At 57.9% G+C, this 19,897-nt stretch carries 20 protein-coding genes; 12 read left to right on the top strand and 8 right to left on the bottom strand.

Going from position 1 to position 19,897, the window contains the following annotated elements; all coding sequences use genetic code 11:
- Window positions 1-16 precede the first annotated feature (16 nt).
- Complete coding sequence (locus tag J122_RS02540) at window positions 17-787, top strand: hypothetical protein (RefSeq protein WP_061330988.1); 771 nt, start codon at window positions 17-19, stop codon at window positions 785-787.
- A 110-nt stretch (window positions 788-897) separates the two neighbouring features.
- The gene (locus J122_RS02535) at window positions 898-3,180 is read left to right on the top strand and encodes an ATP-binding protein (RefSeq protein WP_082780501.1); all 2,283 of its coding nucleotides are present in this window, start codon (window positions 898-900) and stop codon (window positions 3,178-3,180) included.
- Here J122_RS02535 and J122_RS02530 read toward each other — a convergent pair.
- On the bottom strand, window positions 3,134-3,598 hold the full coding sequence (locus J122_RS02530) for a MarR family winged helix-turn-helix transcriptional regulator (RefSeq protein ID WP_061330986.1): 465 nt from the start codon (window positions 3,596-3,598) through the stop codon (window positions 3,134-3,136). The genes J122_RS02535 and J122_RS02530 overlap by 47 nt on opposite strands.
- A gap of 1 nt (window position 3,599) precedes the next feature.
- Complete coding sequence (locus J122_RS02525; RefSeq protein WP_061330985.1) at window positions 3,600-4,085, bottom strand: glutathione peroxidase; 486 nt, start codon at window positions 4,083-4,085, stop codon at window positions 3,600-3,602.
- 250 nt (window positions 4,086-4,335) lie between these two features.
- Here J122_RS02525 and J122_RS02520 point away from each other — a divergent pair, with 250 nt between their 5' ends.
- The 3 genes from J122_RS02520 to htpX all read left to right on the top strand — a co-directional run bounded on the left by J122_RS02520 (window position 4,336) and on the right by htpX (window position 7,010).
- Window positions 4,336-5,550 carry a pyridoxal phosphate-dependent aminotransferase gene (locus J122_RS02520; RefSeq protein ID WP_061330984.1) on the top strand — a complete coding sequence of 405 codons (1,215 nt, stop codon included), beginning with the start codon at window positions 4,336-4,338 and terminating at the stop codon, window positions 5,548-5,550.
- An 11-nt stretch (window positions 5,551-5,561) separates the two neighbouring features.
- Window positions 5,562-6,035: a hypothetical protein gene (locus J122_RS02515; RefSeq protein WP_061330983.1), complete on the top strand. Its 474-nt coding sequence runs from the start codon at window positions 5,562-5,564 to the stop codon at window positions 6,033-6,035.
- Between the two features lie 93 nt (window positions 6,036-6,128).
- Entirely contained in the window at window positions 6,129-7,010 is an 882-nt protein-coding gene (gene htpX / locus J122_RS02510) for a protease HtpX (RefSeq protein WP_061330982.1), read from the top strand.
- 63 nt (window positions 7,011-7,073) lie between these two features.
- Here htpX and pdxB read toward each other — a convergent pair whose 3' ends face one another.
- The 3 genes from pdxB to J122_RS02495 are packed head-to-tail and all read right to left on the bottom strand — an operon-like array spanning window position 7,074 to window position 10,277.
- Complete coding sequence (gene pdxB / locus J122_RS02505; protein WP_061330981.1) at window positions 7,074-8,228, bottom strand: 4-phosphoerythronate dehydrogenase PdxB; 1,155 nt, start codon at window positions 8,226-8,228, stop codon at window positions 7,074-7,076.
- Between the two features lie 43 nt (window positions 8,229-8,271).
- Window positions 8,272-9,555, bottom strand: a complete 1,284-nt coding sequence (rhlB, locus tag J122_RS02500) for an ATP-dependent RNA helicase RhlB (protein WP_061330980.1) — start codon at window positions 9,553-9,555, stop codon at window positions 8,272-8,274.
- Window positions 9,552-10,277, bottom strand: a complete 726-nt coding sequence (locus J122_RS02495) for an elongation factor P hydroxylase (RefSeq protein ID WP_374787047.1) — start codon at window positions 10,275-10,277, stop codon at window positions 9,552-9,554. The genes rhlB and J122_RS02495 overlap by 4 nt, the downstream gene beginning before the upstream one ends.
- Here J122_RS02495 and dsbD point away from each other — a divergent pair.
- Window positions 10,276-12,171 (top strand): protein-disulfide reductase DsbD, encoded by a 1,896-nt coding sequence (dsbD, locus tag J122_RS02490; RefSeq protein ID WP_058089534.1) that lies wholly within the window; start codon window positions 10,276-10,278, stop codon window positions 12,169-12,171. The genes J122_RS02495 and dsbD overlap by 2 nt on opposite strands.
- A gap of 9 nt (window positions 12,172-12,180) precedes the next feature.
- On the opposite strand, the gene tusA is transcribed toward dsbD, so the two are convergent.
- Window positions 12,181-12,423, bottom strand: coding sequence for a sulfurtransferase TusA (gene tusA, locus J122_RS02485; protein ID WP_058089533.1), 243 nt, complete (start codon window positions 12,421-12,423; stop codon window positions 12,181-12,183).
- Window positions 12,424-12,505: 82 nt separating this feature from the next.
- Here tusA and J122_RS02480 point away from each other — a divergent pair, with 82 nt between their 5' ends.
- Window positions 12,506-12,799, top strand: coding sequence for an antibiotic biosynthesis monooxygenase family protein (locus J122_RS02480; RefSeq protein ID WP_058089532.1), 294 nt, complete (start codon window positions 12,506-12,508; stop codon window positions 12,797-12,799).
- Between the two features lie 11 nt (window positions 12,800-12,810).
- Here the strand turns inward: J122_RS02480 and rlmM are convergent, their stop codons facing one another.
- Window positions 12,811-13,887: a 23S rRNA (cytidine(2498)-2'-O)-methyltransferase RlmM gene (gene rlmM / locus J122_RS02475; RefSeq protein WP_058089531.1), complete on the bottom strand. Its 1,077-nt coding sequence runs from the start codon at window positions 13,885-13,887 to the stop codon at window positions 12,811-12,813.
- A 129-nt stretch (window positions 13,888-14,016) separates the two neighbouring features.
- Here rlmM and J122_RS02470 point away from each other — a divergent pair, with 129 nt between their 5' ends.
- On the top strand, window positions 14,017-15,894 hold the full coding sequence (locus J122_RS02470) for a diguanylate cyclase (protein WP_138436421.1): 1,878 nt from the start codon (window positions 14,017-14,019) through the stop codon (window positions 15,892-15,894).
- On the opposite strand, the gene J122_RS02465 is transcribed toward J122_RS02470, so the two are convergent.
- Window positions 15,861-16,523 carry an alpha/beta family hydrolase gene (locus J122_RS02465; protein ID WP_227510065.1) on the bottom strand — a complete coding sequence of 221 codons (663 nt, stop codon included), beginning with the start codon at window positions 16,521-16,523 and terminating at the stop codon, window positions 15,861-15,863. The genes J122_RS02470 and J122_RS02465 overlap by 34 nt on opposite strands.
- A 221-nt stretch (window positions 16,524-16,744) precedes the next feature.
- On the opposite strand from J122_RS02465, the gene ccoN reads away from it, so the two are divergent.
- Genes ccoN through ccoP form a run of 4 tightly spaced genes read left to right on the top strand, consistent with a single transcriptional unit; the run spans window position 16,745 to window position 19,880 of the window.
- Entirely contained in the window at window positions 16,745-18,175 is a 1,431-nt protein-coding gene (gene ccoN / locus J122_RS02460; protein ID WP_058089530.1) for a cytochrome-c oxidase, cbb3-type subunit I, read from the top strand.
- 13 nt (window positions 18,176-18,188) lie between these two features.
- Window positions 18,189-18,797 (top strand): cytochrome-c oxidase, cbb3-type subunit II, encoded by a 609-nt coding sequence (gene ccoO, locus J122_RS02455; protein ID WP_058089529.1) that lies wholly within the window; start codon window positions 18,189-18,191, stop codon window positions 18,795-18,797.
- A 4-nt stretch (window positions 18,798-18,801) separates the two neighbouring features.
- Entirely contained in the window at window positions 18,802-18,993 is a 192-nt protein-coding gene (locus tag J122_RS02450) for a CcoQ/FixQ family Cbb3-type cytochrome c oxidase assembly chaperone (protein WP_058089528.1), read from the top strand.
- Complete coding sequence (gene ccoP, locus J122_RS02445; RefSeq protein WP_058089527.1) at window positions 18,990-19,880, top strand: cytochrome-c oxidase, cbb3-type subunit III; 891 nt, start codon at window positions 18,990-18,992, stop codon at window positions 19,878-19,880. Before J122_RS02450 ends, ccoP begins: the two co-directional genes overlap by 4 nt.
- The last annotated feature ends 17 nt before the right edge of the window (window positions 19,881-19,897 follow it).

Raw genomic sequence — 19,897 nt, 5'->3', positions numbered from 1 at the left:
AGCCATTACCGACACCATGGATACCACCACCATTGTGCTGCTGCTCGCGGCGATCGTCACCGTCTCACTGGTCATTATCGTTATCAGTCAGATGCGTGAAAAGGCGCGGATTGAGCGGGTTCGCAAGATGACCGCCCGGGAAGACGAATACAATCGCGCCTACCGCCTGTTCTCGGAGATTCCGGCCCAGTACCTGTCTCCCGACCTCAAGCTGCTGCTGCTCAAGCGCATGGAGGAATCCTGTCACGATCTGGTCGCGCTTAAGTCCGAGCAACCGGTCAGCGAATGGCTCGACACCATCAAACAGACCAGGAAACAGGTACTGGAGAACAATGATAACCGGGCATCGGTCAGAATCGACTCCCCCGAGAAAGCAACCTACGTCAAAGAACTGCTTCAAAGCCTGTTCAAAATGATTGAGGCCATGCACAAAGCCGGCCGGCTCGACACCGCCAGCGCCAAAAAGCACCTGAAGCATGTGCTGTTTCTGGTGCACAAGACCCACGCCGACCTGCACGTTTTCCAGGCCCGGGACCATATCCGGCAGAACCAGATCCGCAAGGCCATACACGCCTACCACCTGGCCAGCACGGAAATGGGTAAATCCAAAGATAATCCGCTGGCCATGAAAGCCGTCAAGAGCTTCAGAACGCGCATCAAAGAGCTTGAAGCCAGTATGGCCGACGGCACCACACAAACCGAAAGCCACTCAAAGCTAGACCGGGAATGGGATAACTTCTTGCAGGACGATGGCACCTGGAAGAAAAAGGCTGACTACGACGACTGAGGAACACGCTTTACCCAATTGACCAGCCACAGGGACGACCATTCACCGTGTTAAAGAGCTTCCGGCACAGACTTTCCTACCGCCTTACCCGCGACACCGTACTGGTGGCCATGGCTCTTGGCCTGATTCTGAACCTGATTCAGATCACCCTCGACTATTTCTCGGCGAAAGACGCCATGGAACAGGACATACGGGCACTGATCGAGATCAGTAACAGTCCGGCGTCCCAGATTGCCTACAATATCGACGTGAGGCTGGCCGAGGAACTGCTGGATGGCCTGTTACGCCACCCGGCGACCATAGATGCGCGGATTGTGGACAGTGATGGCCAGACCATGTCGGCCGCCAGCCAAAGTAGCCCGATCTCCCGATACCGCTGGATCAGCGACCTGCTGTTCGGTTCCAGCAGTGTCTTCAGCACAGAACTCCAGGTACCCCAGTTACAGGACCTGCCATTGGGCCATCTGGTTGTCACCATCGATACCTGGCACTACGGCTGGCAGTTCCTCCAGCGGGCAGTCAACACATTCGTCATTGGACTGTTCAAGAGCCTGGTGCTGTCGGTTGCGCTGCTTGGCATTTTCTATTTCGTGCTGACCCGCCCCATGCTCAACGTGATTGAAGCATTGAGCCGGGTCAGGGCCAGCACCCCGGAAAAGGTCCGGCTGCCGGTGCCTGCCAACCATCGTTTTGACGAAATCGGCACCATGGTTGGCATCATCAACCAGCACCTTGAACACATGGAAGGCAGCGTGGCCCAGTTGAGGGCAGCCGAAAGCGCCATGAAAAATTACTCCAGCCAGCTGGAGCAGGAAGTTGAAGATCGAACACGGGAGATTTCGGAAAAGAATCAGGCCTTGCAACGGGGTAATCGGGCATTGGTTCGTGCCAAGGAAGACGCGGTGCGACGGGCCCGGGCACGAGCCAACTTCCTGGCCAGCATGAGCCATGAGATCCGCACCCCCCTGAACGGGGTGCTGGGAATGCTCGGGCTGGCGCTGGAAAGTGAACAGGACGCTGGCCAGAGAAACCGCCTGGAGATTGCCCTGAACGCCGGTGAGAGCCTGCTGGGCCTGCTCAACGACATTCTTGACATCTCCAAGGTCGAAGCCGGAAAACTCAATCTCGAGAACATTCCGTTCAGCGTTCGCGACCTGGTGGAGGAATGCTCAACTCTTCACGCCCAACAAGCTCGACGCAAACACATCAACCTGGTCAATGAAACCGACCCGATGCTACCCGAGCAGTTTCTGGGCGACCCGACGCGCACTCGCCAGATCCTCAATAATCTTCTCAGTAACGCGGTCAAGTTTACCGACGATGGCCATGTCAGGGTGCGCACCACCTATTCCGGTGGAAGCCTTCGCATGGAGGTTATCGATAGCGGCATAGGCATGTCCAAGGAAGGCTTGCACCGGATCTTCTCACCGTTTTCGCAGGCCGACACCGACACCACCCGGCTGTATGGCGGCACCGGTCTTGGCCTGACACTGTGCCGCCAACTGGTGGAACGTATGCACGGGCAGATACTGGTGGATTCCAGCGAGGGCGCCGGTACTCATTTCACCGTCACCCTGCCCCTGCCGGTGCATGAACCCGCACACCCGACTCTGCCAGAAGCCGCTGCAACCCGGCTGTGCGAAACAGGTGTCGCCATGGCCATACCACAGGATCACCCGCACCGGCTGGCAATTGAATCACAACTGCGGGCCTGGGCTATCCCGGTCAGAAGCGCCAGCCGTCATCCCAAGGGCATCTTGCTGGTGGCCGCAGAGCCTGGCGACGAAGAGTGCAAGGCCTTTGCCGATGACTGGCAGGGAATGGGCGTTATCATGGCAGACAGCACTGGCTCAATCAGTTCCGGCCGTCCCGGTCAGTTTATCCTGCCGCTGCCGCTCAGACGCACCGAACTCTACCACTGCCTCTGCGCCGCCGCAGGATTGCCGGACAGCGGCAGTTCACAACCGCTGGATCAATCAACCAGGGCCGCGAGAACCGAGAACCAACTCACCCTGCTGCTGGTCGAGGATAACCAGGTCAATCAGCTGGTCGCCAGCAGCCTGCTGAAGAAGCTGGGCCATCGGGTAGACCATGCAGAGAACGGCCAGAGGGCATTGGAGGCGTTGCAAAAGCGCCGTTACGACCTGGTTCTTATGGATTGCCAGATGCCCGTTATGGATGGTTACGAGGCAACCCGGGCCATCAGGCGCAACCCGGAATGGCAAAACTTGCCGATTATTGCGGTGACCGCCAATGTTATGCAGGGTGATCGGGAGGATTGCCTGGAAGCCGGAATGAATGATTACATCACCAAACCCTACAAGCGTGAGGAGCTCAGGGCCATTATCAATCGCTGGGCCCCGAACGCTCCAGAACCTCAAGCAGACTTCTGAGCTCCTGCCGAAGGGCGACCAACCGTTCCGGCGCCACATCCAGGCCGCACATCAATTGCCCTGGCACCCCGCGAGCCTGTTCCCGTAACCGCCAGCCGTCGCCTGTCAGGCTAAGGCGAACAACCCGCTCGTCACTTGCCTGCCGGCGCCGGATGAGCAGACCGCGCTCCTCCAGCCGCTTCAAAAGCGGCGTGAGAGTGCCGCTGTCCAGGCGCAACCGGGCGCCTATATCCGATACCCGGGCGGCCTCGCCAACCGGGCCATGCTCCCAGAGAGCCAGCATCACCAGATACTGCGGATAGGTCAGTCCCAGTTCCGCCAGCACGGGACGATACCGCGCTGTGACGGCCCGATTGAGGGCATAGAGGGCAAAGCAGATCTGGTTATCGAGCGCCAGCATCTGATCATCACCGTTCATGTCAGAGCAGCTTCTCGATATCAGCACGAATGTCAGCGGGTTTCGCTGTGGGTGCGTAACGGCGGATAACCTGTCCGTCGCGGTTGACCAGAAACTTGGTAAAGTTCCACTTCACCTTCTCCGACCCCATCAGGCCCCTGGCTTCCCTCTTCAAAAACTGGAACAGCGGATGTGCGCCATCCCCGTTCACGTCAACCTTGGCAAACATCGGAAAGCTGACACCATAGTTCAGGGAGCAGAACTGACTGATGGCATCCTCGTTTGCCGGATCCTGATTCATGAACTGGTTACAGGGAAAGCCCAATACCTCGAATCCGCGGTCACCGAGTTCCTCATGCAGCGCTTGCAAGCCCTCAAATTGAGGTGTGAAGCCACACTTTGACGCGGTGTTTACAATCAGCAAGACCTTTCCCTTGTAATCCGCCATGGAGGCTTCATTGCCCTTAATGTCACGAACACTGAAATCGTAAATGGATACGCCAGACATACGTTTACTCCTGTCGAGGATTTTCGTGAAATTACATTGTGCACAATATAATTTGGCAAAGCCACACTCTGAAAAGGCTTAACGGGCCAGTAATCCAGAGTTCACTTTCAAAAACCGCCGCAAACTATCCGTATTTGGCCACAATTCAACACATTTGCCCCTGTTGCCCCGGGGCTCCCCTCCGCTAGAATAGGATGCTTCCGTTTACCGGAACCTCTTTCAGACTGTTTGTTAAGGACGCCAGCGACCCATGCAGAACTATTTCAAATCCGCCAAGCTCGACAATGTGTGCTATGAAATTCGTGGCGTGGTTCTGCGTGAGGCGCGTCGCCTTGAAGAAGAGGGCCATCGGGTTCTCAAGCTGAACATTGGCAACCCGGCGGCGTTCGAGCTGGATGTACCGGAAGAGATCCAGCAAGACGTTATCTACAACATGCACCAGGCCCAGGGATACGTGGAGTCCAAGGGTCTGTTCTCTGCCCGAAAAGCCGTGATGCATTACTGCCAGCAACGGGGTATCGCCAAGGTCGACATCGACGACATTTTCCTGGGCAACGGCGTCAGTGAGCTGATCGTCATGTCCATGCAGGCACTGCTGAATACGGGCGATGAAGTGCTGATTCCAGCGCCGGATTACCCGCTCTGGACCGCCGCCGTGACCCTCTCCAGCGGCAAGCCGGTGCACTACCGGTGCGATGAGCAACAGGGCTGGTTCCCGGACATCGATGACATCAAGAAAAAGATCACCCGCCGTACCCGGGCCATTGTGCTGATCAACCCCAACAACCCCACCGGTGCGGTGTATTCGGAAGAGTTGTTGCAGCAGGTCATCGAACTGGCCAGGCAGCACAACCTGATCATCCTGTCAGACGAGATCTACGACAAGATCCTGTATGACGGCACCCAGCACACCTCCGTTGCCTCCCTGGCCGACGACGTGCTGTTCTTCACCTACAACGGGCTGTCGAAGAACTACCGGGCCGCCGGCTACCGCTCTGGCTGGATGATTATCAGTGGTGCCAAACATCGCGCCCGAGACCTGATCGAAGGCATCGAGATGCTTTCCAACATGCGCCTGTGTGCCAACGTTCCGGCACAGCTGGCCATCCAGACGTCTCTGGGTGGCTATCAGTCCATCAACGACCTGGTGGCACCCGGCGGCCGGCTTTATGAACAGAGGGAAACCGCCTGGCGCATGCTCAACGACATTCCCGGCGTCAGCTGTGTCAAACCCCAGGGTGCCCTGTACCTGTTCCCGAGACTGGACCCGAAGCACTTCCCGGTGGTCAACGATGAAAAGCTGGTGCTCGACTTGCTGCTGCAGGAGAAAATCCTGCTGGTTCAGGGCTCCGCCTTCAACATTGATGACAAACAGCATCTGCGCGTCGTTTTCCTGCCCCGGGAAGATACCCTGGCAGACGCCATGGGCCGCCTGGGCAATTTCCTGGAGCATTACCGCCAGTAACCGGAGCTGATATGGCCGACATACATGTCGAGGAGTTCTACAAGGACGTCGCTATTGCGCTGATCCAGCTTTATGCTGCGTTCCCGAGAAGGATCAACCTGTTCGTGGAAGACATCGCCGGGCCAGACGAGCCGGATGAATTCGGGCTGCACAGTAAACGGCACATGGCCTGCTTTGGAGCGCTCCTGTGGCTTTCAGAGGAAGGCCTGTTGCGCTACGTCGACACCATTCGGCAGGAAGCCCTGGACCAGGCCGTTCTGACCCGCGAGGCGTTTGTGCGCCTCAGTGCCCCGGCGCCCCAGGCGTTGATACGGGAGCTTAATGCCTCCAGCACTGAAGCGGAACTGCCTCCCTCCGTACAAAAGGATCTATCAACCTATATCCACCTGCTGAGATCGGCCCTCAAGAGTGGCAGTTCCAGCCGAATCAGCCTGGCCGTTCAGTCGTCCTTCTTCATTGATACCGGCGCGGGGAGCGTGCATTAAATCCAGGTAAGGCTCTTGAAGGAGTGAACCCGGACCACATATATCGGTCAGACAGGCAACCAGTTTCAGGGATCGTTAACACGGGAATAGACTATGCGGATTTTGTTGTTTCTGGCCACCAACCTGGCGGTCATCCTGGTCGCAAGTTTTACCTTGCGCCTGCTGGGCGTTGACAGCTACCTGGCCCAACAGGGCATCAATTACGGCTCGCTCCTGGCGTTTGCTGCCGTATTCGGCTTTGCGGGTGCCATCGTCTCACTGCTGATCTCCAAACCCATGGCCAAGTGGAGTACCAAGGCCCGGGTTATCGACTCGCCCAGAACCCCGGCCGAGCGCTGGCTGGTGGACACCGTGGCAGAGCTGTCAAAGAAAGCGGGCATTGGCATGCCCGAGGTGGCTGTTTTCCCCGCCTCCCAGTCCAATGCTTTTGCCACCGGCTGGAACAAGAATGACTCGCTGGTAGCCGTCAGCGAAGGGCTGCTGCACCGCTTCAACAAGGATGAAATCCGGGCCGTACTGGGCCATGAAATTGGTCATGTGGCCAATGGTGATATGGTCACGCTTGCGCTGATTCAGGGTGTGGTGAACACCTTTGTGATTTTCGCGTCCCGGGTCATCGGCTCCTTCGTTGACCGGGTGGTGTTCAAGAACGAGAATGGCCATGGCATTGGCTTTTTCGTGGTCAGCATCGCGGCCGAGATTGTCCTTGGCATACTGGCCAGCACCATTGTGTTCTGGTTCTCCCGCCGCCGGGAGTTCCGGGCCGATATTGCAGGGGCTCAGCTTGCCGGTACCGGAGCGATGATCAGCGCTCTGGCTCGCCTGAAGCAGGAAAGTGAAGTGCCGGATCAAATGCCCGATACCCTCCAGGCCTTCGGCATTAATCGCGGCGCCCGGGCCGGCCTCGCAGCCTTGTTCATGACCCACCCACCACTGGAAGATCGCATCGCAGCTCTGCAGAACGCCAGGGTTTGACAGAAAACAAAAGGGGGGGCGCTATCGGCGCCCCCCTTTGCCTGTGCAATCAGGTAATGTTGATCAGATCTTGAGTTTGCAGCCCAGCGCACGGAAACCATCCTGGAGCGATTTACTGGTCCCTTTGAGCTGAATCTTCAGGCTGGAGCACTCCCGGCGCACCGGATAGTCCCGGCGCAGGCGGTCAAACGCCACAGCCCGTTGCTCCGGATTTCCCCGCATGGCCAGTCTCAGCCTGGCGTCATCCCGCCTTGGGTCATAACAGACCCGCAGTGCCGTACGAATGGCCTCATCTTCCTCGGCGGAACTGGTAAACGAGACTTTGCTGACCGCTGGTTCAGGTAAAAACTGGCCTGCTTTCTTGCGTATGGGCAGGCCCAGGAACTGACACAGCGCCCGATAAACCATTTCCGTGCCCTGCATCTTGCCTTCCAGGCTGTACCCGGCAATATGGGGCGTCGCGAGCCATACCTTGTCCACAAGATCGGGACGTATCCCAGGCTCATGCTCCCAGACATCCAGGGCCACCAGCGGTGCATCAGCCTGTTCCAGTCTGCGCATCAAGGCCTCGGAATCAACAACTTCTCCCCTACCACCGTTGATCAGCAGTTGATCGGCGCCGATCAACGCCAGCTCCGGGTCAGACACCATGTGCCAGGTGGCGTGGGGCTGATGGCGGGTTAATGGCGTATGCAGGGTAACCACGTCACACTCCAGCGCCTCAGCCAGACTGACAAAGGGCAGCTCAGCACCGGGTTCCCGTTCCTGCCTCGGCGGGTCACACAGGCGCACCTCAAAACCAAGGCGCTCCAGGCATTGAGCCAGCTGACCACCGACATTACCAACGCCAACGATACCAACCGTCAGGGATGTCCAATCGTCCAGCCCCCGTCGCTCAGCAAACAGCGATACCACCGACAACACGTATTCGGCCACACTGGTGGCGTTGCATCCGGGGGCGGCGGCAAAGCCGATACCCCTCGCCTGCAACCACTCCAGGTCAATATGGTCTGTGCCAATGGTCGCAGTACCCACAAAACGAACCCGGCTGCCTTCAAGCAACTCCCGGTTAACACGGGTCACCGAACGAACCAGCAGGATATCCGCATCCTGCACCTGCTCACGACTCAGTGTTCGCCCTGTAACCCGGCGTATTTCTCCAATATCACCGAAGAACGCGTCCAGTAAAGGAATGTTCTCGTCCGCAACGATCAGCATAACCTGGTCTCCATCACCCTAAATCGCCCTGTACCAACGCGACTCAGTTGCGCCGGGGCCGCGAACCGCCACGCCCTGCCGGCCCGCGGCCGCTCTGGGGGCGGCGACCACCGCGCTTGCGCGTGATCGGCGGGTTATCCATGGTGGCCATCAAGTCTTCGTCTGGCACCGCGGTTTTCAGCTTCTGGCTGATGTACTTCTCGATCTCCGGTAAGGCAAAAGAGTCGTCTTCCCCGGCAAAGCTGACGGAAACACCGGTCTTGCCTGCGCGCCCGGTACGACCAATCCGGTGTACGTAATCCTCGGCGTTCTCAGGCAGGTTGTAGTTGAACACGTGGGTAACGCCATTCACGTGAATGCCCCGGCCTGCCACATCGGTAGCCACCAGCACCTGGATCTGCCCCTTTTTGAACTGGTCCAGGGTTTTCAACCGTTTGTTCTGGGCGATCTCACCAGACATCAGGGACACCTTCACGCCCTGATTCTTCAGATCCTCCTCAAGATCCCGGCACTGGTCACGACGATTGGCAAACACAATGGCCTTCTCAACTTCCGGACGTTTGAGGTAGTTCACCAGCACCGGCAGTTTGTCGTCGTCAGACACCAGATACACGGTCTGCTCTACCCGTTCGGCGGTTTTCTGCTCCGGCTCGATCTCAACAAACTCTGCGTTTTGGGTCCACATGGACGCCAGGTTCAGAACGTCCTGGTTGAAGGTGGCGCTGAACAGCAGGGTTTGGCGATCTTCTTTGCTGGTGCACTTGCGGATAATTCGTTTGACGTCAGGGATGAAGCCCATATCCAGCATGCGGTCTGCTTCATCCAGGATCAGGATGTCGATCTGGTCCAGAAACACGTCCTGGGAGCCCAAAAAGTCGATCAACCGGCCCGGGGTTGCCACCAGAATGTCGACAATCTCGTTCTGCAACTGCTCGCGTTGCTTGTCGTAGTTCATACCGCCCACCACGGTAACCACATTGTGGCCGGTGTACTGGCACAGCTGCTCTGCGTCCTTGGCAATCTGCATCGCCAATTCACGGGTTGGAGCCAGGGCAAGCACTCTGGGCTCAGAGGCAAACCGGTCTTTTTCATCCACCGGTGTTTCCAGCAGAGTCTGTATCGCCGTAATCAGGAAGGCTGCCGTTTTACCGGTACCGGTCTGGGCCTGGCCGATCAGGTCTTCGCAAGCCAGGGTCCAGGGCAGGGTTTCGGCCTGAATGGGCGTGCAGTATTCAAATCCGATTTTACTGATGGCATCCAGCAGACGCTTGTCCAGGTTAAGATCGCTGAAGCGTAAATCGCCGGTAGGTTTTAGGTCAGCTGTCATAGAGGTTCTGTTATCCTTGATTGGTCGTGTTCGGTTGCCATGGGCGCCAAACGGCGCCTGTCCTGGTTCCAGTGATGCTGGACCCTGTCGGCAGTCCCGTAGAAAGACTTGAGTGTATCGAAAAATTGCTGAGCCCTTGATGGCAGGCCATGAGCCAGATATTGGGAGGCCTGCAGGCGCACATTCTGGCGGAAGCCTTGCTCATTGGCCGCGCCGCTGCCGGCAAGGTTATCAACGCTGATATGAAAGCGAGAGCCGGCCGCCAGGGAAAACAGCCATTCAACGGCCTGAGGCTTGACCTCCACCTGCTCAAACGCCTGCTGTTGTTCCAGGCTGCGACCATCCGGACAATACCAATATCCGTAATCGTGCAATGTGCGCCGATGCTCACCGGCTATACACCAATGGGCAATCTCGTGGAGGGCACTGGCAAAAAAACCGTGGGCAAACACTACCCGGGCAAGTCCGTCTGGCTCGCTGGCAGGCAGGTACTCCGGTTCGTCACTGCCCCTGACCAGAATGGTCCGGAAGGATTCCCGGAACAGGTCGTTGAACAGCATGATAAGATCGTCTGGATTGTGATTCATCGGTTGGCTATTGTGCGACTTTAATACAAGCAATACCAGAGGGAACTTTGCCATGGCAATGATGTCACTGGCAGCAAGGCGACGAGCCGCAATACCGCCCCCCATTGGAAACACCCAGGATAACGAAGAATTCATGACAGCTATTCCAGACTCCCATCAACGATTGCGCCGCCCGGTCTCCCAGCTCGGGGCCTTGCTGGCACTGCTGTTTACCCTGCTTCCGGCCTCCGCCCTGGCCTTTGGCAACTCAGGAAGCTCCCTGTTTGGTGGCGGCAACAACGGCTTCCTGCCCGTAGACGAGGCGCTGCCCTTCAACCACAGCACGGAAGGCGACAGCGTTGTCCTGTCCTGGAATATTGCCCCGGAACACTATCTCTACAAAAGCCGTATACAGATTACTCCGGTCACTGAAGGCGTCAGCATTGGCGAGCCCGAGTTCTCCCTGCCCGGCACCCTGACCGAAGACGAATACTTCGGCGAGATGATGGTGTTCTTCGATCCGGTCGAGGCCCGGGTGCCGGTCATCCTTCCCGAGGGTATACAGGAAGCGGAACTGCAAGTGACCTACCAGGGCTGCGCAAAGGCGGGTCTGTGTTATCCGCCGCAGACGCGGGACGTTCTGTACTATCCGGGTAAAGGTGATAGCCAGGGCAGTCGTTCCTCACCCGCTTCAGGCAGCGTCTCCAGCAGCGGAGCATTCAACACGACAGATAACACTTCTTCGGCAACCGGCCTGGCCGGATTCCTGTCCAGCCAGTCGATCTGGATGATCGCTGGGGTATTCTTCCTGCTGGGGCTGGGGCTGACCTTCACCCCGTGCGTGTTGCCCATGGTGCCGATTATTTCCACTATGGTCTCAGGCCACAACACCCGCACGACAGGCCATGCTCTCCTTCTTTCCGGCAGCTACGTGCTGGGCATGGCGCTTACCTACGCCGCCGCTGGGGTGATTACCGGCCTGCTGGGCGCCAGTTTCAACCTGCAGGCACAGCTCCAGTCGCCCCTCGTACTCGGTGTTTTTGCGGCACTGTTTGTGGTGTTTGCCCTGGCGATGTTTGACCTGTTTGAGATTCAGCTACCCAGGTTTATCCGCGAGCCGCTGAACGATGCCAGCCAGAAGCTGACCGGCACCCGGGTGATCAGTATCTTCGGCATTGGTTCATTGTCGGCACTGATTGTCTCGCCCTGTGTCTCTGCGCCTCTGGCCGGTAGCCTGCTTTACATTTCAACCACACAGGACGCCGTCATAGGCGGCGTTGCCCTGCTTGCACTTGGGCTTGGCATGGGTGTGCCACTGATTCTTGTGGCCGTCGGCGGACGCAAGCTGCTGCCTACCTCAGGCCACTGGATGACGACCGTCAAACATTTTTACGGCGTGATGCTGCTTGCCGTTGCCATCTGGCTTATCGAGCGGATGGTACCAGCCTGGGCAGGCCTGACCATGTGGGGGCTACTGGTGGCCATCACAGGCGTTCAGTTGGGTGCTTTTGATGCGGCCAGGGCTGGCTGGGAACGCACACGCAAGGGCCTGGGCCTGGTAATGTTCGCCTATGGCCTGGCGCTCCTGGCAGGGGCGTTCAGCGGCGCCAATGATCCGCTGCGGCCGCTGGCACCGTTTACCGCATCTGCCGGCCAGGTTCAGGGCGGCGGCGCCAGCCATGCAGACTTCCAGCGGGTCGAAGATCCGCAACAGATTCGCGCAATGCTGGCCGATGCCCGCGCCAACCAGCAACCTGTTGTGCTCGACTTCTACGCGGATTGGTGCGTGTCGTGCAAAATCATGGAGCGGAACGTGTTCAGCGACCAGGACGTGATCCAGGCGTTAGCACCCTACACCCTGTTGCAAATCGACATGACCGACAACACCCGTGACCAACAGGCCCTGCTGAATGAACTCGGGCTATTTGGTCCGCCGGCCATTCTGTTCTATCGAACCAACGGCGAAGAGCTACAGGAAGCACGGGTGCTCGGGGAAATGAACCGTAGGCAGTTCCTTGACCATCTTGGCAAGGTGGCCCGGGAGAGCTGAGCGGTGTGCTCAGCTCTCACAACGGCGAATCAGGAAATGGAATTCCCCTTCCAGTTCCTGTTGGCTCAGCAGCTCATGGCTCAGGAACTGGCAAAAACGGGGTATATCCCGGGTTGTTGAAGGATCGGTCGCTACAACGCGCAACACTTCCCCCACGCCAACATCGTTGATCCGGGTGTGCAGCATCATTACCGGTTCCGGGCACAACAGCCCTCGAGCGTCCAGCTCGGCTTGAAACTCCAGGGTTGTCACAACAGCCACCTCCAGTTCTCGTGATTTTCAGAATCCGGTGCTAAATTATTGTTTACAGCAACGAAAATAAAGGACCAATTGCATGATTCGGGTTTTGATTGAACGACACATCGCAGAGTCTCTGGAAACCGCCTACGAGGAGCGTTCACGTTTGGTACTGCAGCAGGCCGTTAGTACACCCGGTTTTATTTCAGGTGAGACGCTGGTCGACAGCCATGACCCGAACCACCGTATCACCCTTGCCAACTGGCGCTCTGAAGCTGACTGGGATCGCTGGTACCACTCCCGGGAGCGGCGCGAGCTGATGGCAGAACTGGTGCCCATGATGGACCGCGATGAAATCATCACAGTTCTTGAGCAAAGCCCTATGCCCTGAGCCACTCCGGCTTAGTCCAGGCGCTCGATAAAACAGGTGATTTCCTCTCGATCATGATAAAGGTGGCGGGCCCGTACACGGCAAGTCAGGCCCGCCTCCTCAAGACCACGCACCAGGATGTCCTGGCATACCAGCCATTCGTCGTAGCGCTTCTTCATCGGTAACTTCAGGTTGAATACCGTGTAACGGCAAAGCCTGTCTGCCAGCCAGTCCACTGCCATCCGGGCGGTGCGGCGCGGCTTATCGACTATGTCGCAAACCATCCAGTCGACCGCCCGCTTCGGGCGCCAGGCATAACCATCCGCCTCAATGTGCTCAACATGCCCACTGGCCATCAAATCCGGATTCATCGGGCCATTATCAACAGCCGTCACCATCATACCCTGGTTCACCAGTTGCCAGGTCCAACCGCCGGGCGCGGCTCCCAGATCGACGGCTTTCCTGCCACCACCCAGGTAGTCGAGCCAGCGATCCTCCGGCAGAAATACTTTCCAGGCTTCCTCGAGTTTGAGCGCGGAGCGGCTGGGGGCCGAGGCGGGTAATCTGAGCCGCGGCACGCCCCCAGGGAACGGCGACCGGTTACCAGCGAGGCTGTACCCAATCACAGCCATACCAAAGTCTGCCAGCAGTATTTCCAGCCGTTTTCTAGTCTTTGCATCCGCCGTTTCCTGAAGCAATCCCGCGCCCCGCAGGCCCTTGGATAACGGCGCCACCCATTTTCGGGAAAAGTTACCCAGGTCCCGGTCCTCGTTGTTCTCCGGTAAACGCACCTCTACCCGGGCACAGCCACTCCCCTTCCAATCCTGATCTCGCAGAAAACCGACCACGGCCCCAACCCGATCCTGTACTGGCAACGCACAATCGCCCAGGATAACGAACCAGTCCCGAACAAATACCAGTTCGTCCAACGGCAGGCGGCCCATCAGTTCCTCCGGGCTTTCCTCACTGCCAATGGTAAACCGGACCAACCCGCTGTTCCTGACCGGCTGAAAATAACCAAACACGCCTTTAAGGGCTGCCTGATCCGTCACTTCCTGGCCCGCCTCGGCTTCGAATCCCGGGCGGCACACCAGCATAACCTGTTGCATCTATCACCTTTTCATTCAAAATTGTCAGGAATCTGACACCCCGACAAACAAGAAACTTGAACCTGTTTAACAGCAGGATTTGTTTACGCTGGCTACACTTCCGCCTTCATTCGACACGGGATTTCGTTGATGACGCCTCGATTCTGCGCCCTGCTGATGCTTGGCCTGCTGGCCTTTGCCGGCATTATGCCCGGTTACAGCATGGCGGCGGAACCATGCCCGACCCTACAGGCAACCAACCCCGAAGCCCGGAGCGCAATTAATCATCACTTGTGTTTCCATTCCGCCCGCCCCGGCGAGCCAGCCCACGCCGCTCAGAGCGCATCAGAACTGCCGGTGGATATGCCCTGGACACCCGCCAATGGCCACGACCTGGTGTTCAGCCATACAGACGCCGTCTACTGGATACAACTGACCGTCCACAACCCGGGCGCCAACCGGGCGCTCTGGTATCTGAAACTTAATTACCCGCTGCTGGACGAAATCACCTTCTGGCAATACCGCCACCAGCCGGGCAGCCCGGATGTCGTCACCGAGGCGGCGCCGCCACTGACCACAGGTGATTCCCTGCCGTTTGCCACCCGGGGCATAGATTACCGTTATTACCTGTTACCGGTCACGCTGGATCCGTCCGAACGGCGCACCATTACCATCCGGGTTCACAGCAGCGGGGCGCTGAATGTGCCCCTGGCCCTGATGACACCGGAAGAGGTCATTGCAGAAAGCAATCACCTGACCTTGATCCACGGCCTGTTTTACGGGGCGCTGCTGATTCTGGCCGCCTTTAACCTGCTGCTATTCTTCAGCTCCGGCACCCGGTACTACTTCTATAACGCTTTCTATATCAGCTCCATGGCGATGTTTCTGTTTGCCATGGGCGGCTTCGCGAATCAGTATTTCTGGCCCGAGAGTGCACAGCTGGCGAACCTGTCGATCCCGCTCACCCTGGTCATCTGCTCAGCCGCCATGGCACTGTTTGGCTGGTCATTTCTTGATGTCAGCGCCGGCACGATTTCAGAATCCGTGCTCCGGGGGTTGGTCTGGTCTGCTGTGGGCTTCCTGGCCCTGACCTTCCTGCTACCCTACTCCAAAGCCATCCTGCTCAACACAGCCCATGCGCTGATGGTGATTGCCGCGTTGTCGGTCATTGCGACTATCCGCTGGCGCCAGGGTTACCTGCCCGCCTTCTGGTACATCGCTGCCTGGATGATCATGGTGGTCGGTGCCCTGGCCTATGCCCTGGCGGCCTTCGGCTACCTGGGCGACTACCTGGCCCGCGAGGTCATGATGCAAGCGGCTGTCGGGGGGCAGGTTATCCTGCTGAACTATGCCATGGTGCAACGCTGGCGCCTGCTGAATCAGAAGTTGCTGGATATTGAGCACCAAGCACGCACAGAGCTGGAGTTCAAGGTTCACGAGCGCACCGCACAACTGCGCAATACCATGCGGGAACTTGAGCAGGCGAACCGGAAACTGGCGTCCCTCAGCCTGAACGATGCCCTGACCGGACTACACAACCGCCGGCATATGGATAACCTGTTACCGGAACTCTGCCGTGAAGCCCGTCGAACCGGCCAGCCATTGTCGCTGGCGCTGGTTGATGCCGATCATTTCAAGCGGATTAACGACAGCTGGGGCCACGATTTCGGTGACCAATGCCTCAGGCACATCGCGACCTGCCTGAAGAACCAGATCAAGCGACCACGGGATGTCGCGGTCCGTTTTGGTGGTGAGGAATTTGCCCTGCTGCTACCCGGTACAGACGCCACCGGCGCTTCCAAGTTGTGCCAGGATATTCTTGAGGCGGTGCGGGACTCTCGCATTACCGCTCCCGATGGTACAGCCGTCAGCCTCACCGTTAGCGCAGGCATCGCGGAACTGGGCGTCGAAGAGCAGCCAGACAGCCTGTTCCGACGCGCCGATGAAGCCCTCTATGCCTCCAAAGCCGCCGGCCGGGACGCAATTACCCTTGCTCAACACAGCTCCGAGCCCGCCAGCAACTCCTGAACAAATCGGCCGGTTTCGCCAGCCGCCTGCTCGATAAGGGTTGCCTGGCTGCCGGGATGCTTTGCCGGTGTCTGAAAGTCATGGTTTCCGCCATCCAACCAGCACAGCCGGGAAAGCCCCGGCATCTCACCCTGGGCCGCTACCTCCTCCAGCTTGCCGAAAGGGTCCCGGGTTCCTTGTACAATCATCATCGGGCAGCCAACGGTCGAAAAATGATCAATACGCCACCGATCTGGCTTGCCCGGGGGATGGAAAGGGTAGCCATAGCAGATAACCCCGGCAATACCCGGAGCATGTTCACTGGCCAACATTGAGGCCACCCGACCACCCATCGACTTGCCTCCAACCAGCATCAGGCAGTCCTCACTCACCTCATCTCGCACCCGTGCCACTTCGGCCCGGAATGAATCCAGCAACACAGGCATTCGGTCCGGTGGCCGCTTGCGGCCGTCTTCCCGCCGCCGAACCATATACGGAAACTCAAACCTGACCGTTGCAATCCCCTGCCGATCCAAAGCGTCAGATAGTTGCTCCATGAAAGGAGAGTCCATGGGCGCGCCGGCCCCATGGGCCAGCAACATGACACTTTTGGCCCCTTTACCGTAACCTTTGGTCTTAATCCGGTTCACAACATTCAACTCCTCGCTGTCAGCGGGTATCATTAGCGACCGAGCGGAAACCTTCAAGGCGCTTTTGTAACGCGGTTCAAGCCTTGCAAACTGTTGGCCAAACTGCTGATTCCAGCGGATTTGACGAATGTCAGGAGTTGACCTGAATCATTGCAAAGGCCTAATGGTTTCTCCATACTTGCGCCCGCATATTTCCCCATCCTAAACCCATTGGTAAGGCTATGAGCACAGTAAATGCAAACCTGACATACAACTACAAGGTGGTGAGACAATTCGCCATCATGACAGTGGTATGGGGTATTGTAGGCATGGCTCTGGGTGTGCTGATTGCAGCACAGCTGGTTTGGCCATCCCTCAACCTCGATCTGCCCTGGACTCACTTCGGTCGCCTGCGGCCGCTGCACACCAACGCCGTCATCTTCGGCTTTGGTGGAAGTGCCCTGTTTGCTACCTCTTACTACGTAGTACAGCGGACCTGTCAGGCCCGCCTGTTCTCCGATGGTATGGCAGCGTTCACATTCTGGGGCTGGCAGGCGATCATTGTATCGGCCGCCATTACCTTGCCACTGGGCATCACGTCTTCCAAGGAATACGCAGAGCTGGAATGGCCGATTGATATCGCCATTGCCATCGTGTGGGTAACCTACGCTCTGGTGTTCTTCGGCACCGTGATGAAGCGCAGCACACCGCACATCTATGTGGCCAACTGGTTCTACGGCGCATTCATCATTACCGTGGCAGTTCTGCACATCGGTAACAACATGGCCCTGCCAGCTACCGCCTGGAAATCCTACTCGGCGTACGCGGGTGTCACTGACGCCATGATGCAATGGTGGTACGGCCACAACGCCGTTGGCTTCTTCCTGACCGCCGGCTTCCTGGGCATGATGTACTATTTCGTACCCAAGCAGGCGAACCGTCCGGTTTATTCCTACCGCTTGTCGATCGTGCACTTCTGGGCGCTGATCACCACCTATGTGTGGGCCGGCGGCCACCACCTGCACTACTCTGCCCTGCCTGACTGGGCACAGACTGCGGGCATGGTGATGTCCCTGATCCTGCTGGCTCCGTCCTGGGGCGGCATGATCAATGGCATGATGACCCTGTCTGGCGCCTGGCACAAACTGCGCACCGATCCAATCCTGCGGTTCCTGGTGGTCTCCCTGTCCTTCTATGGCATGTCCACCTTCGAAGGCCCGATGATGTCCATCAAGACCGTTAACGCACTGTCCCACAACACTGACTGGACCATCGGCCACGTGCACTCCGGTGCCCTCGGCTGGGTAGCCATGATCAGTATCGGCGCCGTCTATCACCTGGTTCCGAAACTCTGGGGCGTGCAAGCCATGTACAGCACCGCACTGATCAACGTTCACTTCTGGCTGGCTACTGTTGGTACCGTCCTGTACATCGTTGCCATGTGGGTTAACGGCATCATGCAGGGCCTGATGTGGCGCGCAGTTAACGAAGACGGCACTCTGACCTACAGCTTCGTTGAATCTCTGGAAGCGTCCTACCCCGGCTATTTCGTCCGGTTTATTGGTGGCGCCATCTTCCTGGCCGGCATGCTGATCATGGCTTACAACGTGTACATGACCGTACGCCAGAAAGAAGCCGCAGCACAGGACAACGCTGCCGTTCAAGCGGCGTAAGGGGAGAGACCAGATGAGACACGAAATAGTAGAAAAGAACCTTGGCCTGATGATCGTCCTGATTGTGGTGGTCATCAGCGGCGGCTTTCTGGCCGAAGTAGTGCCCCTGTTCTTCCAGAAGGATGTGAACCAGCCAGTAGATGGTCTGGAACCGCTGTCCGCATTGGAACTGGAAGGCCGGGACATCTATATCCGCGAAGGCTGCCACGTGTGCCATACCCAGCAGATTCGCCCGTTCCGGGCTGAAACCGAGCGTTATGGCCACTACTCCGTGGCGGGCGAGTTTGTTTATGACCGCCCGTTCCTGTGGGGTTCCAAGCGCACTGGTCCTGACCTTGCCCGCGTGGGTGGCCGTTACTCCGATGCCTGGCAGCGCCAGCATCTGTACGATCCGCGCAGCGTGGTGCCTGAGTCCAACATGCCGGCTTTCCCCTGGCTGTTTGATAACCGTGTGAAGCACACCACCATCGAAGCTCGAATGAGAACACTGCAGACCCTCGGCGTGCCTTATACCGACGAGCAGGTAGCAAGTGCTGCCTCAGACATCGAAGGCAAGTTCGAAATCGAAGCACTGGTCGCATACCTGCAACAGCTGGGTACTGTGATTTCAGACAAACGGTGATCCCATGGATATTAATGAGTTACGCGGCATACACTCGCTGGTAATCATGGCGATTTTTCTCGGCATCATTTGGTGGGCGTTCAGCGCCCACCGAAAGAAGGCAAATGAAGAAGCCTCAAAGCTGCCCTTCTCCGATGATGACGATGAAGTAGCCAAGCGTACGCTCGAACAGGAAAAAACGGAGAAGAAACAATGAGTACCTTCTGGAGCATCTGGATCAGCGTGATCGTGCTCGGTACCATCTTCGGCTGCTGGTGGCTGCTTTGGGCCACCCGCAAAAGCCAGACGACCGATACCGAAACCGACCGCACAATGGGCCATTCCTTCGATGGCATCGAGGAATACGACAACCCGCTGCCAAAGTGGTGGTTTTACCTGTTCATCGCAACCTGTGTGTTTGCACTGGGATACCTGGCTCTCTATCCGGGCCTGGGTAACTTCAAGGGCATTCTGGGTTGGACCTCTGCCAACCAGTGGGAGGCGGAAGTAGCCAAAGCCGATGCCAGGTACGGTGAAATCTACGCCCAGTTTGGCGACACCCCGATCCCGGAGCTGGCGCAGAACGAAGATGCCATGAAAATTGGCCAGCGTTTGTATGCCAACAACTGTTCGGTGTGCCACGGTACTGCCGCTCGCGGCCAGGTGGGCTTCCCCAACCTGACCGACGACGACTGGCTGTGGGGCGGTGAGCCTGACCAGATCTGGCACAGCATTGCCAAAGGTCGTCAGGGCAACATGCCGGCCAAGGGTGTCATGCCCAACATGACCAGCCAGCAGGTTGATCAGGTGGTTAATTTTGTACTCAGCTACAGTGGTCGTGAGCGGGATGCCGAGGCTGCAAAAGCGGGTGAAGCTGTTTACCAGCAAGCCTGTGCGGCTTGTCACGGCGCCGATGGAACCGGCATGACCGCCATGGGGGCACCTAACCTGACCGACAACATCTGGCTGTACGGCTCTACCTACGAGTGGATCCGGGAGACCGTCGAACACGGTCGCCAGAACGAGATGCCAGCTCAGGAAGGCCGTCTGACCGACGATCAGATCCAGATCCTGGCAGCCTACGTTTACAGCCTGTCAAACTGAGCCAGACCGGCCGGGCA

Origin of the sequence: Marinobacter excellens LAMA 842, assembly GCF_001574445.1 — a bacterium.
GTDB classification, from domain to species: domain Bacteria; phylum Pseudomonadota; class Gammaproteobacteria; order Pseudomonadales; family Oleiphilaceae; genus Marinobacter; species Marinobacter shengliensis.
Note: the sequence above shows the minus strand (reverse complement) of the source record. Positions and strands in the feature narration are given on the sequence as shown.

Excerpts from the sequence above, each read along its gene's own strand:
- J122_RS02450 (WP_058089528.1), top strand. The coding sequence starts at position 18,802 with ATGGATATTAATGAGTTACGCGGCATACACTCGCTGGTAATCATGGCG.
- J122_RS02535 (WP_082780501.1), top strand. The coding sequence starts at position 898 with ATGGCTCTTGGCCTGATTCTGAACCTGATTCAGATCACCCTCGACTAT.
- J122_RS02525 (WP_061330985.1), bottom strand. The coding sequence starts at position 4,085 with ATGTCTGGCGTATCCATTTACGATTTCAGTGTTCGTGACATTAAGGGC.
- ccoN (WP_058089530.1), top strand. The coding sequence starts at position 16,745 with ATGAGCACAGTAAATGCAAACCTGACATACAACTACAAGGTGGTGAGA.
- dsbD (WP_058089534.1), top strand. The coding sequence starts at position 10,276 with ATGACAGCTATTCCAGACTCCCATCAACGATTGCGCCGCCCGGTCTCC.
- rhlB (WP_061330980.1), bottom strand. The coding sequence starts at position 9,555 with ATGACAGCTGACCTAAAACCTACCGGCGATTTACGCTTCAGCGATCTT.
- J122_RS02530 (WP_061330986.1), bottom strand. The coding sequence starts at position 3,598 with ATGAACGGTGATGATCAGATGCTGGCGCTCGATAACCAGATCTGCTTT.
- J122_RS02495 (WP_374787047.1), bottom strand. The coding sequence starts at position 10,277 with ATGAATTCTTCGTTATCCTGGGTGTTTCCAATGGGGGGCGGTATTGCG.
- ccoP (WP_058089527.1), top strand. The coding sequence starts at position 18,990 with ATGAGTACCTTCTGGAGCATCTGGATCAGCGTGATCGTGCTCGGTACC.
- J122_RS02470 (WP_138436421.1), top strand. The coding sequence starts at position 14,017 with ATGACGCCTCGATTCTGCGCCCTGCTGATGCTTGGCCTGCTGGCCTTT.
- J122_RS02540 (WP_061330988.1), top strand. The coding sequence starts at position 17 with ATGGATACCACCACCATTGTGCTGCTGCTCGCGGCGATCGTCACCGTC.
- J122_RS02515 (WP_061330983.1), top strand. The coding sequence starts at position 5,562 with ATGGCCGACATACATGTCGAGGAGTTCTACAAGGACGTCGCTATTGCG.
- pdxB (WP_061330981.1), bottom strand. The coding sequence starts at position 8,228 with ATGCTGATCGTTGCGGACGAGAACATTCCTTTACTGGACGCGTTCTTC.
- J122_RS02520 (WP_061330984.1), top strand. The coding sequence starts at position 4,336 with ATGCAGAACTATTTCAAATCCGCCAAGCTCGACAATGTGTGCTATGAA.
- htpX (WP_061330982.1), top strand. The coding sequence starts at position 6,129 with ATGCGGATTTTGTTGTTTCTGGCCACCAACCTGGCGGTCATCCTGGTC.
- ccoO (WP_058089529.1), top strand. The coding sequence starts at position 18,189 with ATGAGACACGAAATAGTAGAAAAGAACCTTGGCCTGATGATCGTCCTG.
- J122_RS02480 (WP_058089532.1), top strand. The coding sequence starts at position 12,506 with ATGATTCGGGTTTTGATTGAACGACACATCGCAGAGTCTCTGGAAACC.
- rlmM (WP_058089531.1), bottom strand. The coding sequence starts at position 13,887 with ATGCAACAGGTTATGCTGGTGTGCCGCCCGGGATTCGAAGCCGAGGCG.